General features: G+C 46.4%; 12 protein-coding genes. 10 read left to right on the forward strand and 2 right to left on the reverse strand.

The window, feature by feature from the left end:
• Nucleotides 1-24 precede the first annotated feature (24 nt).
• Nucleotides 25-1,545 carry a hypothetical protein gene (locus ACLWBD_RS02380; RefSeq protein ID WP_413569403.1) on the forward strand — a complete coding sequence of 507 codons (1,521 nt, stop codon included), beginning with the start codon at nucleotides 25-27 and terminating at the stop codon, nucleotides 1,543-1,545.
• A gap of 69 nt (nucleotides 1,546-1,614) precedes the next feature.
• Here ACLWBD_RS02380 and ACLWBD_RS02385 read toward each other — a convergent pair whose 3' ends face one another.
• Together ACLWBD_RS02385 and ACLWBD_RS02390 are read right to left on the reverse strand one after the other, a co-directional pair.
• On the reverse strand, nucleotides 1,615-2,802 hold the full coding sequence (locus ACLWBD_RS02385; protein WP_063206268.1) for an aspartate kinase: 1,188 nt from the start codon (nucleotides 2,800-2,802) through the stop codon (nucleotides 1,615-1,617).
• Nucleotides 2,799-3,758, reverse strand: a complete 960-nt coding sequence (locus ACLWBD_RS02390) for a lytic transglycosylase domain-containing protein (RefSeq protein WP_413569404.1) — start codon at nucleotides 3,756-3,758, stop codon at nucleotides 2,799-2,801. The genes ACLWBD_RS02385 and ACLWBD_RS02390 overlap by 4 nt, the downstream gene beginning before the upstream one ends.
• A 222-nt stretch (nucleotides 3,759-3,980) precedes the next feature.
• Between ACLWBD_RS02390 and flgF the strand changes: the two genes are divergently transcribed.
• The 9 genes from flgF (at nucleotide 3,981) to flgK (ending at nucleotide 12,169) form a co-directional block, all read left to right on the forward strand.
• Entirely contained in the window at nucleotides 3,981-4,799 is an 819-nt protein-coding gene (gene flgF, locus ACLWBD_RS02395) for a flagellar basal-body rod protein FlgF (protein WP_413569405.1), read from the forward strand.
• A 62-nt stretch (nucleotides 4,800-4,861) separates the two neighbouring features.
• Nucleotides 4,862-5,647 carry a flagellar basal-body rod protein FlgG gene (flgG, locus tag ACLWBD_RS02400; RefSeq protein ID WP_063206270.1) on the forward strand — a complete coding sequence of 262 codons (786 nt, stop codon included), beginning with the start codon at nucleotides 4,862-4,864 and terminating at the stop codon, nucleotides 5,645-5,647.
• A gap of 3 nt (nucleotides 5,648-5,650) precedes the next feature.
• On the forward strand, nucleotides 5,651-6,583 hold the full coding sequence (flgA, locus tag ACLWBD_RS02405) for a flagellar basal body P-ring formation chaperone FlgA (protein WP_063206271.1): 933 nt from the start codon (nucleotides 5,651-5,653) through the stop codon (nucleotides 6,581-6,583).
• Nucleotides 6,580-7,344: a flagellar basal body L-ring protein FlgH gene (locus ACLWBD_RS02410; RefSeq protein WP_413569406.1), complete on the forward strand. Its 765-nt coding sequence runs from the start codon at nucleotides 6,580-6,582 to the stop codon at nucleotides 7,342-7,344. Before flgA ends, ACLWBD_RS02410 begins: the two co-directional genes overlap by 4 nt.
• Nucleotides 7,337-8,344, forward strand: a complete 1,008-nt coding sequence (locus ACLWBD_RS02415; protein ID WP_063206273.1) for a flagellar basal body P-ring protein FlgI — start codon at nucleotides 7,337-7,339, stop codon at nucleotides 8,342-8,344. Before ACLWBD_RS02410 ends, ACLWBD_RS02415 begins: the two co-directional genes overlap by 8 nt.
• 596 nt (nucleotides 8,345-8,940) lie before the next feature.
• Complete coding sequence (locus ACLWBD_RS02420; protein WP_413569407.1) at nucleotides 8,941-9,672, forward strand: rod-binding protein; 732 nt, start codon at nucleotides 8,941-8,943, stop codon at nucleotides 9,670-9,672.
• A 78-nt stretch (nucleotides 9,673-9,750) separates the two neighbouring features.
• A complete protein-coding gene (flgM, locus tag ACLWBD_RS02425) occupies nucleotides 9,751-10,080 on the forward strand; it encodes a flagellar biosynthesis anti-sigma factor FlgM (protein WP_063206275.1) in 330 nt (109 codons plus the stop codon).
• A gap of 82 nt (nucleotides 10,081-10,162) precedes the next feature.
• A complete protein-coding gene (locus tag ACLWBD_RS02430) occupies nucleotides 10,163-10,684 on the forward strand; it encodes a flagellar protein FlgN (RefSeq protein WP_063206276.1) in 522 nt (173 codons plus the stop codon).
• A gap of 78 nt (nucleotides 10,685-10,762) precedes the next feature.
• Entirely contained in the window at nucleotides 10,763-12,169 is a 1,407-nt protein-coding gene (gene flgK, locus ACLWBD_RS02435; protein ID WP_063206277.1) for a flagellar hook-associated protein FlgK, read from the forward strand.
• Nucleotides 12,170-12,207: the final 38 nt, after the last annotated feature.

A 12,207-nucleotide genomic window follows, 5' to 3' on the forward strand; every position in this document is an offset into this window, starting at 1 on the left:
TCCCGAGATCCGATAAATGGATCTATGGGAATGAAGTTTTTTGCCGCCGTTTTCTGTTTCTCCTCACTTTTTTTAAGTGCTTCACCTTCATTGGCCGGAGAAGCCTGCGGGTCGATGACCTGTCGAGATGACCATTACTGCGAACGCAAAAATAATCTCGTTGGAAAATTAACTGAGACTTGTAAGCCGATCCCCAACTTTGCGGCTACCGATAACACTTCTGGAAATTCATCCCAGGCATTGGCTGACTGCCGCAGAACCTGTCAGTCTCCCAATGTTTGTAATGCCGATAACAGCGAACGCACAAGCTATTCATGCCGTTCACCTGATGGCAATCGCGCCAATGCGAACAACGCTCCGACCTGCAATCAACAATTCCAGCAACTGATGCAGGCGTGCACCTCACAAATCGAAGACACTTCTTACACTTGCGATGAAAAAAATGACTCGGGCATGGCCGAAGTCACAAACACGGCTTCACAGTTGGCATTGCTTATGGGGCAACAAACTTCGGCAAGCATTCAAGCGGCTTGTTCAAAAATGGCGTCTTTATCTCAAGCAGCCAATGCCGCAGTGGCGGCATATCGTTTGACATGCAGTAACTCTATCGGAAGCTGTAAATCAGCTTGTGGAGCCGCGAAAACTTACGCGCAACAACAGGCGACTTGCTTAAGCGCGGGCAATGCGGCTTTGGCAGTGCAGTTAGCTTCTCAAGCGGACACTGAATTAAAACGCTGTGATAGTTTTGAAAACAAAGTGAACGAAGCCAACCAAGCCATTTCAAATTTTGGTACAACTTCAGCAAATGCTTCACAGTGTGCCGCTTTAACTTCGGGAGAAGAAAAACCAACACCAGAATTCTGTGCCGCAAATCCTACTTATCCGAGTTGCGTAGCTCAGCAAGCCGTGGATTGTACAAATCCAACAATCGCGACGACGAATAAAGTTTGTATCTGTCAGAAAAATCCCATGGATCCAGCTTGCGTGAGCGCGCAAAAAGCGGGTGACGGAGGCTCCGTGGCTTCGATGATTGACTCCTCTTCTCGTGTGGGGGCCAAAGCCGGTGAAGATTCTTTCGGCGGTGATTTAGGTTCCACTCCGCCAATTGAACACGGTCAACTTCCATCTGGCGGTGCCGGTCAAGCTATTGACGGTTCTCAAGGTGGCGGTGGTGGCTCCTTAGGTGGAGGCAGTGGCTCTGGCGGTGGCTCTTACGGATCTGCTGGAGGCGGTGGCGCCGCGAGTGAAGATGGTGCCAACGTGAATGGTGGATTTTACGGCGGCGGCGGTGGTGGTCGTTCGTATGCAGGTGGCGGTGGCTCTGGCGAAGGTGGGCCTGGCGGAATTCCTGGTGCGCCAGGTTCGGGTGTCCCAGGGGCCAATGGACCTGACTTAAGAAAGTTTCTTCCGGGCGGTCAATTTGACCCAAGACTGCGCGGAGTTGCAGGTACTGCGGGCCCAGACGGGATCACGGGACCGCATTCAAATATTTGGATGAAAATCCAAAACCGTTACAAGGTGATGGTGCCTTCCTTATTGCCTTAGGAAAAAATCTGAACAAATAAAAAAAGGGAAGAGTCATCTTCCCTTTTTTATTTTGTCTGTATGATTCGTTTAGATAAGCTGATGCAAGCTTTCAATTACTTGCTTTCTTAAAGGAGCGTCGACCAGAACCGTGACACTCATCGCGCTCATCATTAATTTGCGCGTTTCTAATTTTTTATCTGATAAAGCATTTAAAACTTTTTGCGTGATCTCAGGCGACGTTGCTCCCGTGCACGTCAAAGTCACTGTGGAAAAATCTGTGGGCAGAAGCGTGAACTGAGCGTGATTCTGAAGTTCTTTCTTAATGGCAGAGATGATTTCAGAAGGGCCTGTTAGCAACATTTCTGTTTTATCTAGATTCATTTCGTAGTGCAGAAGCTGAGGGAACGGAATCTGCTTTTCATCAAAAAGAACTTGAAGATCTTTAAGGGCTTTCGCTGGATTTTTTTCCTTACTTAAAATTCCAACAACTGTTTCATGAGAGTTTAAAGAAAGAGCTTTGCAGGATTCAAACATATTCAATCCTTTTTTAACGAGTGTTCCGTCAGAAGTTTTATTAGAAGCAGGGCCGATATACAAAGTCACATCGCGAAGTTTCGCAAGCTCTACCGAACGGTAGTGCAGAACTTTGGCGCCCCAGAAAGTCATATCCATCAATTGATCATAGCTGAGCTCTTGAATGGGCTTTGCCGCTTTAACGACATTCGGGTCCGCCGTAAACACCGCGGGAACATCTTTTAGAATTTCACAGCGTTCCGCATTGAAAGCCGCCGCCATTGCCACGGCCGAAGTGTCCGATCCACCGCGACCCAATGTTGTAATTTCTTTTGTTACCGGAGACACGCCTTGAAAACCGGCTAAGATAACAACCTTATCTGTTTTCAAAGATTCTTCCACGCGCATTGGCTTCACATCTTTGATGAAAGCGTTCACGTGAGAGTCATCCGTAAAGATTCCCGCCTGACTTCCCGTAAAGCTGATCGCGGGGCAGCCTAAATCATTCAGCGCCATACTCATCAGCGACATACTGATTCTTTCACCCACTGTCAGAAGCATATCCATTTCACGACGTTGTGGATGAGCAGAAACTTGATTTGCCAGATCGATCAAAGAATTTGTTGTCTTGCCCATGGCGCTAACAACAACGATCAAGGAATTTTCTTTAGATTGAGAAGCGACTCGCGCAGCGACAGACTTGATTTTTTCAGGATCTGCCAAGGTGGCGCCGCCGTATTTTTGTACAATCAGAGGTTTCATTCCAATGCAACTTTCCGACTAAACTGGTGCACGTAAGAAGAAACAAGTTGTCCCGCGCCTTTAGGCACGCGGATAAAATGTTTCTCGACCTGACGAGGAATGTACCCCAGATAGAGTTCGGCGTTCAAATCTTTTAATGATTTTCTTGTGACACTCAAATGATCCGCTAATGCATCCAAGTCTGTGCCACCCGGCACAAGAACGATTTCATATTCAAGCGGGTCCATTTTTTCTAAGTCGCGAAAGCCATAAAGGTTGGGTGCTTTGGCAATCAACATAGCAGCCAAAATTTTGGGAACGTACTCTTGAGTCTCAACCGGAAGGGCATTGAGTTTTATGAGCGTCCAGTAATCTTTGGTTCCATATTTCTTGATGCGGTTGCGAAGCCCATTTTCGCCCATGTTGTAACTGGCGGCGACCAGATACCAAGAACCAAACTCTTGATGTAGATCTTTTAAATAACGAATGGCCGCGAGTGTGCTCTTTTTCAGATCGCGCCGCTCATCCAACCACCAGGTTTTGCTTAAACCGTAACGTGTTCCTGTAGCTTCGATAAATTGCCAAGGGCCAACAGCATCGGCGTGACTAATGGCGTTCGGAGCAAAACCACTTTCGATCATCACCATGAATGCAAGATCCAAAGGCAAACCGGCTTTTTTTAGTTCGGCTTGAATGAAGGGCATGTACTTGTAAGAGCGTTGCAACCATTCTCGAAACCACTTGCTTCCGCGAGTGCCTTGGTAATGTGCAACCCATTTGCTGACTTTTTTATTGTAAGTCACCGGCAAATCAAAAATCAGATTGTCTGACTGAACATGAGTGGAACGTGAGGTGAGAGCTTTTAACTTCTCTTTCAAAGTCAAAGCCGGAGCAGGGGCTGCGGGAGTCACAGATGTTTCCGCCTGTGCAAAGTGAATAATAAAAGTAGATAAAAGGACTGCGACCCACGTGCTCATAAAGTTCATTATGAAGCCGATTCTTTGACACTGTCGACAAAGAACTGACAACACTGCAATGCCATCGACAAAGGTCAATGCACGGTCAAATCCAAAAAAACTTGAGTCCAAGAAAAACTTTTGCGACGAAGGTCCAGCGTGGAAATCATTTCCTAGACGAAGATCGGTCCTGTCAAAACATGGCACACGCCTTGCTGCTCAACAATGTGTGGAGGAGTGTTCATGGGTGTAAAAGGGGTCTATACAGCTCTTAGCGGAGCGATCGCACAAAGTACAAAGCTAGATACCATCGCCAATAACTTGGCGAATGTGAACACGCCCGCTTTCAAACGCGATCAACAGCTTTTCCAGGAATATCTAACTGCAAATGAAAAGCCACCGGAGACCACGCAAATCCCTCGCGACGTCGCTTCGATTGAAAGTTTCTATAATATGCAGGGTGGCGATAAGAGTTACGTGGATGCCAAAGGCACCTTCACAGACTTTTCTCAAGGCGGTCTGAAACACACCGGAAATCCGATGGACGTTGCGATCGATGGCAAAGGTTTCTTCGAGATTGCAACTCCGGGTGGCGTTCGTCTGACTCGCGCTGGAAATTTCACTTTGGATGGAAACGGTCAATTAGTTACTAAAGAAGGATTCCCTGTTCTTCGTGCGGGCGAGCCAGGTGCCGACCCTGCTTCGCGTGTGATTCGTCTTCAAGGCACAGGCCTTCCGCTTTCTATTAATGATAATGGTGATGTCTTTGAAGGAGCTGAAAATATCGGACGCGTTTCTTTAGTGAACGTGAATAATCCCGATTCTTTACAGAAAATGGGAAGTTCGCTTTATTCCTTTAAGCCGAATATCGCTCCGGAAATGACGAACGTTAACAATCCAAGCTTAAAACAAGGCTTCTTAGAAGCTTCCAACGTCAATATTGTTCAAGAGATGACAGACATGATTTCCACCAATCGTGTTTTTGAGAGCACTCAAAAAGCCATCACGGCTTACGATCAGATGGCAGATAAAATGGTTAACGTGGTGGGAAAAACAAACTAGTCAGGATGACTGGTTTGCATGGATTTGATTTTTAAATAAGCAATTAATGGAAGGATGCTTTAATGCTTAAAAGTTTAAATACAGCAGCGACAGGCATGGCGGCCCAGCAGACAAACATGGACGTCATTTCAAATAACATTGCCAACGTCTCTACGAATGGCTTTAAAAAATCGCGCGCTGAATTTGAAGATCTGATGTACCAAACTCAAAAAGAGCCGGGTGCACAAAGTGGTATGAATGCTTATTCACCGAACGGTGTGCAAGTCGGCTTGGGTGTTCGCACCGCCGGCATTCAAAAGAATTTCGAAAACGGCAGCGCGGCCGTGACAAAGAATCCTTTGGATCTTCAAATTGAAGGCTCTGGTTTTTTTCAAATCCTAACTCCAGATGGTCAAATCGGTTACACGCGTGACGGCGCTTTCCAAAAAGATCCTAACGGTCGTGTCGTCGATAAAAACGGAAATCTTCTTCAACCTGAAATCACAGTTCCGCCTGATGTCGCGGGTCTTGAAATTGCCCCTAACGGTGAAGTGCGGGTGATTCAAGGTTTGAACTCAGCTCCACAAACTATTGGTCAAATTGATCTTGTGAACTTCGTAAATCCTGCAGGTCTTAAAGCTGTAGGTAAGAACGTTTTTATGCCAAGCCCATCTAGCGGTCAGCCGGTGGTGGCTCGCCCAGGTATGAATGGAACAGGTTATTTGGCGCAAGGACAGCTTGAAACAAGTAACGTCAATATCGCTGAAGAAATGGTGAATATGATCACAGCCCAAAGAGCTTTTGAGACAAATTCAAAAGTGATCCAAGCTTCTGATCAAATGCTTCAATCCGTGAATAGCATGAGATAATTGATGAATAAGTTTTTGTCTTTGGCACTTTTACTTTTCAGTGTTCAGTCTTTCGCAAGACCTGAAATCACTATTCCAGCCAGCGTTGAGATTTCTCAACGTGAGCTTTTGCGTTTAAGTGATATCGCAACCGTGAAGGATGGCACGCCAGAGCTTCTTTCTTTTATGGAGAGTGTCGTCATCCGCGAAGACGCGCGTGAGCTATTGTTGTCACAAAAACTTCCGTCTTCTGAAATTTTGACGAAAGTGCGTGAAGCAATGAAGAGCCAATCCGGTCTTCGTGCTTTAAATCCTGCTTATAAAATTCCTTCGCAAGTGGCGGTGGCGTTTGCTTCAACACCCATTTCTCGCGAAGAAATTCAAAGAAAAGTTCTGAATCATCTTCAGGTTCGCTGCAATGAATGCGAATACAAAGTCAGCATTCAAAGCACTCCAGCCCCCGCACAAAAACAATGGGATCTCGATTTTACGCAGCTTACAGGCAAAGGGGGCTTCCTTTTGCCACTGCGCGACGGCGATCAACGCCAATTAAAATGGATTTCTGGAACAATTCGCGTGTCGCAATTAACCCCGGTTGCGTCTCGTTTGATCTTACAAGGAGAGAGAGTGCAACAGGAAGACGTGCGCATGGTGATGACCGATGTGACGTTTGCGAAAGACAATGCACTTCGCCTGGCTGATATCCAAGGACAATTGGCAGCTAGATCTCTTCCCGTCGGTACGGCTATCTGGTCGACCGATCTCAAACGTGAACCGGCAGCTAAGAAGGGACAGATTGTAAAGGCCTTGCTAGGTGATGAGGGATTTGAAATCTCCGTCAACATGCAGGCTGAAGACAACGGCTTTGTTGGGGATCTCATTAAAGTTAAAAACTTGGATAATCAAAAAGTTCTCTCAGGCGTTGTGATTGAAAAAGGTGTGGTGAAGTTGCAATGAGACTTAAATCTTTCTTCGTAACTATTTCTTCGTTGGTGGCTCTTACGTTGTTCACAGGTTGTGCGACGATGAATGATCTTTTGGCTTCATTGGATGGTCCAAAAGAAAATCCACCTTTAGAAAAAATCAATACGGCTCCTCGCTATTCTGACACTCAGAATTTGGGCGTACCGACAGATCGTCAATACAAACGCATGACTCGAAATCGCATGGAAGAAGAATCGGACTTGGGCGCCAATGCCGGTTCGACTTGGGTGATGGAAGGTCAAGGCGCTTATCTGTTCGCGCAAAACAAAATGCGTCGAGAAGGCGATCTTTTAAATGTGAAATTGGATGGACCTGCTTTGAAACAAGTGGAAACAAAAGTTTCCGTGATCAAAAAACTTTTGAAGCAGCTTGAAGAGCAGCAACAACAAAGTCTGAACAATTCTTTGGCGGCAAATGGCACGGATGCTTCTCGTACCCCGGCTTCAGCTGATGCCAAAAAGCCCGAAGCGGCTAAACCCGCAGAAAAAGAAGACGACAAGGACGCCTTGGCGGATGTGCAAAACATTCCCACTCGTATTGTCGAAAAATTGGCTGATGGAAATTACCGTATCAAAGGGCAACAGCCTTTTATGATCGGAAAACGTGAATACAAGGTCATCGTGACGGGTTTAATTCGTCCGGAAGACTTCAATGATCAAGGTATCGTCTCTGATAAACTTCTTGATCCGCAATATGATGTCGTCAGCATCAGAAGGAACGCACGCAATGAATAAACTATTTAGCGTTATCGTATTAACGGCCTTTTTTGTGATGGTGGCTTTTGAGGCGGCAAACGCCGCGCGCTTAAAAGACATCGCCAGCATTCGTGGTGTGCGTGAAAATCAACTTTTGGGTTACGGTATCGTCGTCGGTCTTAAGGGAACGGGTGACGGTAAAAATGAATTCATGAGTAAGAGCATGGTGCGCATGCTTGATAAATTAGGAATGAAATTAGATTCACCTGAGTTCGCAAGTAAGAACGTCGCGGCGGTGATCATCACCGGAACAATGCCGGCATTCGGTAAAGCGGGAAATCCGATTGATGTGACAGTTAGTGCGATTGGGGATGCGTCTTCATTGCAAGGTGGTACTTTGTTGCAAGCTCCATTGCGTGCGGCGAATGAACAAGTTTATGCCGTGGCCCAAGGAAGCATCATCATCGGTGGTGATGGCAAAGATCAGCACCTCACTTCAGGAAGAATTCCGAATGGTGCGACGATTGAACGAGACATGACAGCGGATTTTGCTTCTCGCAAAATGTATCGTCTGACCCTGATCAATCCTGATTTCACAACAGCCGCTCGTTCTGTTTTGACGATCAATAAAGAGTTGGGTGGTCACTACGCTTCGGCGAAAGATTCCGGAACGATTGATATCATCACTCCATTTGCCTATGAAAATCGCGGTGTGGAATTGTTGGCGACAATTGAATCTATCGAGATCAATCCCGACATGAAAGCGCGTGTAGTTGTGAATGAAAAAACCGGCACGATTGTAATCGGTGATAAAGTGAAGATTTCTAAAGTCGCAATTTCTCACGGTTCACTCTCTGTGAAAGTCGGAGAGGGAAAAAATGCGAAAGATGAGAAAGTGGCAGTTTTAGAAAGTGGTGTCAGTGTTGGGGAACTCGTGCAAGCACTAAACAAATTAGGTGTCTCGCCGAAGGACCTGATAACTATACTTCAGTCCATCAAGTCAGCTGGAGCTTTGCACGGGGAACTCGAAGTATTATGAAATTTGTGTTTCGAAATGACACACTATGCAATAGAATTAATTTTATAGTTTCAGACACATGGACGTGTTTGGAACGCGGGGAGGGTGAGGAAGAGATCGCGAACCATGGAAGGTCAAGAGTCAAAAGTTTCTCGCAGGAAACAGGAGCAATAGGTCAGCAGGCACCAAGGATTGGTGAACACGAGCCGAAGCTACACTCTAAGAATCAATTGCAGGATGCATATGATTCTCCGACTCTCACTCCCCTTTTTTCTCTTTCTTCAAATGACATCGTTGCGTTGGAATCTGTGAGTAGTGGGTTGCTGGAACCTGCTGCTTCGGACAGTCCTCGCGCTTGGAGATTTTCTTGGCTTTGATGTCGGGTCGTTTTTTTTCTTTTTGTTGCTACTGCTTGCGCTCGTTGGCGCTGCGGAACTTGCATCAGGTTCCAGCAACCCACTACTCACAGATTCCAACGACGCTTTCGCTTGTTGGAAGCGGTTGGGGAGTTAGAGGGGGCGGAGGTTTTGCTTTAGGGTTCTGGCCGTCTTTGACGGCGTTTTCTTCTTTGCTAATTTCTAAGTTTCAGTTTTCAAACTTCGCACTGGGAGTTGCTTATGAGTGATTTTAGTGGTGCTGCTGGTGGGGCTGGGAACTTTAAGGCTTTTGGGTCTAAGTTTCTTTCTCGGCCTGTGCCTAAATCTCCTGAGCAGAAGCTTCGGGAAGTTTCGGATATGTATGAGAAGCATTTTCTTCGTGAGATGACGAAGGCGATGCGTTCCACTATTCAAGAAGGTGGATTTATTCAGACTAGTCATGCGGAAAAAATTTTTCGTGAGCAGTTGGATGATCACTATGTTGAGAAGTGGGGAGAGCGTGGTGGTGTCGGGCTCTCTGATATGATTTACACGCAGTTGGTTGAGAAATTTGGTGTGATGATGGGAATTAAGACTCAGGTGTCTAAGCCTCAGGGTCCTCTCCCTCTTGACACGAAATCTTTCGCGGCTCGTCCGTTTCAACATCCTGGTAAAAAACAATCCGTGTCTTATCGAATTGATAATACGCAAGGTCCTCAAGGTGCAGACAAGGCGCCTGAAGCTGTCAAAGCCCCATGGGACGGGGTTTTGCTGGGGAAGAAGACTTTGGCAGATGATCAGACAATGATTGAAATTGAGCACGACAATGGTCTTAAAAGTCAGATGGTTTTTAAGGGTGGAGTGTCTAAAGTTTCGACAGGGGAAAAACTGCAAGCTGGCGACACCCTTGGGTTTTTAAGTCCTGAGGCGAAGTCACTCTATTGGACAGTCGAGAAGGGTGCAGAACCTGGACCAGAAACTGTCTCAGAATGATTTGGTGTAACTGTCCCATTGTGATACTATGAAAAGAACAAAGAGTGTATTCTAACACTCGAAAGCAGGAGGCCTTCAATGAAGATCACGCACAACAAAGTTGGACAGAATTTGAATCTGACAGATTCTTCTCGCTCTAACAAAGCGGATGCAATTAAAAATAATTCCGCTGGTGCGCCGACAGCAAAAGCAGATGCATTGACTGCGTCGACTCTCGGTGAATCTTCTCGCGTTGAACTTTCTCCACGTGCGCAAGAAGCAAAAAGAATCAAAGAACTTGCGATGTCGGCTCCTGATGTTGACGAAGCCAAAGTTGCTAAGTTCAGAAAATTGATCGACGACGGAAAATACAACGTCGATGCAAAAGCTATCGCCGACAAAATGGTCGACGAACATTTAGATTTCTAAATTGCCGGAAGCCGGTAGAGCTAGCACCCATGCAGGGGTTTATTAACAACCTCACCGCCCAGGCGGCATCAAGGATGATGAAATGATGGACGCAACAGTAGAAAGAGCGTTTCAAAAGTTAGAAGCCAATCTCGAAGAACTCACAAAGATCTATCGTTCTCTTCTCGATATCGTACGCAAAGAAAAAGACCTTCTTCTTCAAGCGGATCGCGATGCTTTGGAAGAAAGCAATAAACTTAAAGAAGAATTGCTTTTCAAACTTCGCGCGCAGGATGCTTTGCGTTCTCGCTATGCGATGGATCTAGCAACAATGGTCGGAGCCGACGTGGAAAATCCTCGTTTGCTGGAGCTTGCACAAAAGTTAGCAGGCACTCCCGCAGCCGATCGTCTTCGCACTCAACATTCCGCTTTGGACATGTTGATCAAAAGAATCACTGACATTAACAAAGACAATGAAGAATACGCTAAGTCTGCTTTGCACACGTTGAATGGTGCTCTTGGCGAAATCAAAGATACTCTCTCCGGTAAAAAAACTTACGGAGGCAAAGGCCAATACAAACAAGGCCCTCAGGTGTCTGGCAACTTCGTTAGTAAAGAAGCGTAAGCGCGGAAGCGCGCAGTGCCCTAGGGCGGAGCCCGAAGGCTGAAACGGTAACAACGACCCACCGAAGATGAGGATAGGATGTCTAAAATCTCGGCTATGATGGATACGGGTAAGCGCTCTCTGATGAACTCTCAGACAGCATTGCAAACGGTCGGTCATAACATCGCCAATAAATCAACCGAGGGCTTTTCACGCCAGCGTGTTGAGCTATTGTCGAATCAGCCTATCGGTGAAGGAAATCTTCAAATCGGTATGGGTGCCCGTGCCGGTGTCGTGACTCGCGTTAACAATCCTTGGTTAGAAAAACAAATTCAAAAAGAAGGCATGAACATGGGCTTCCATGATTCCCGTGCCGATGCTCTGGGCCGTGTAGAGCAAATCTACAATGAGCAGAACAATAAAGGCCTGAATCAGTACATGACTGATTTCTTCAACTCGTTCCGTGAACTTTCTAACAATCCCGAAAGCTTGGCATCAAGAACTTTGGTGCGTGAATCTGCTGTTGCGATGTCGAAAGATTTCGGTCGCGTGGTGGGGCAATTAAAAGCCGTGCAGGAAGATCTAGATGGTCAGGTGAAAACAACCGTGAACGAGATCAATCAGTTGACGAAAGAAATTGCGCAGCTGAATGAAAAAATCCAAATGATCGAAGTTCAAAAAACTCCGGCCAATGATGAGCGCGATCGCCGTGACTTAGTTCTAAAAAAACTAGGCGAAAAGATCGACATTTCTTGGGCGGAAGGAAGAGACGGCATGGTGACAGTCACTGCCGGTCGTACAGGTATCCTGGTTTCAGGTATAGGCTCTTCAGAACTGAAAGCAGAACAAACCGGCAGCCGTGACCGCGTCGAAGTATTCTTCGTGGGTACGGGAACTCCCGCAAACATCACAGATCAAATCACGGGTGGCCGTATTGGTGGTGCTTTGGAAGTTCGTGACCGTGTGATTGAGGACCTTTTGAATCACGTCGACAACATGGCTTACACATTGGCGAAAGAAGTCAATAAAGCCCATATTGAGGGATTTGATAAAAGTGGTCGTCCTGGTGTTTTATTTTTCGAAATGCCAGAACAGACAAAGGGAGCTGCATCGGTTATCGGATTAAATAAAACAATCTTTAACGATGTCGGCAGAATCGCGGCCGGAGCCCAGTCGGGTGCAACAGGTGATAACACTGTTGCGAACGTGATCTCTTCCTTGCAGCACCGTCAAGTGATGGACGGTGGCACTTCGACTTTAGATGATTACTACAACACGCAAGTCGGTCAGATCGGTGCGGTCGCCCAACGTGCAGTGAAATCTCAAGAGTCTCAGAAAAACGTGATGAATCAGCTCACAAATATTCGTGAGAGTATCAGCGGCGTTTCTTTGGATGAAGAGACCACAAAAATGATCGAGTTCCAAAAAACTTACGATGCTTCTGCTCGTTTGATCAAAACAGCAGACGAAATGTTTGATACAGTATTGAATTTAAAACGGTTATAGGCCGTAAGGCCGCAGAGCCGTAGCGCCTGATGGCGCGA

It is taken from the genome of Bdellovibrio sp. HCB117, assembly GCF_047305915.1.
GTDB lineage: Bacteria > Bdellovibrionota > Bdellovibrionia > Bdellovibrionales > Bdellovibrionaceae > Bdellovibrio > Bdellovibrio bacteriovorus_B.

Coding starts and splice junctions, on each gene's coding strand:
- ACLWBD_RS02380 (WP_413569403.1), top strand. CDS start 25: ATGGGAATGAAGTTTTTTGCCGCCGTTTTCTGTTTCTCCTCACTTTTT.
- ACLWBD_RS02385 (WP_063206268.1), bottom strand. CDS start 2,802: ATGAAACCTCTGATTGTACAAAAATACGGCGGCGCCACCTTGGCAGAT.
- ACLWBD_RS02390 (WP_413569404.1), bottom strand. CDS start 3,758: ATGAGCACGTGGGTCGCAGTCCTTTTATCTACTTTTATTATTCACTTT.
- flgF (WP_413569405.1), top strand. CDS start 3,981: ATGGGTGTAAAAGGGGTCTATACAGCTCTTAGCGGAGCGATCGCACAA.
- flgG (WP_063206270.1), top strand. CDS start 4,862: ATGCTTAAAAGTTTAAATACAGCAGCGACAGGCATGGCGGCCCAGCAG.
- flgA (WP_063206271.1), top strand. CDS start 5,651: ATGAATAAGTTTTTGTCTTTGGCACTTTTACTTTTCAGTGTTCAGTCT.
- ACLWBD_RS02410 (WP_413569406.1), top strand. CDS start 6,580: ATGAGACTTAAATCTTTCTTCGTAACTATTTCTTCGTTGGTGGCTCTT.
- ACLWBD_RS02415 (WP_063206273.1), top strand. CDS start 7,337: ATGAATAAACTATTTAGCGTTATCGTATTAACGGCCTTTTTTGTGATG.
- ACLWBD_RS02420 (WP_413569407.1), top strand. CDS start 8,941: ATGAGTGATTTTAGTGGTGCTGCTGGTGGGGCTGGGAACTTTAAGGCT.
- flgM (WP_063206275.1), top strand. CDS start 9,751: ATGAAGATCACGCACAACAAAGTTGGACAGAATTTGAATCTGACAGAT.
- ACLWBD_RS02430 (WP_063206276.1), top strand. CDS start 10,163: ATGATGGACGCAACAGTAGAAAGAGCGTTTCAAAAGTTAGAAGCCAAT.
- flgK (WP_063206277.1), top strand. CDS start 10,763: ATGTCTAAAATCTCGGCTATGATGGATACGGGTAAGCGCTCTCTGATG.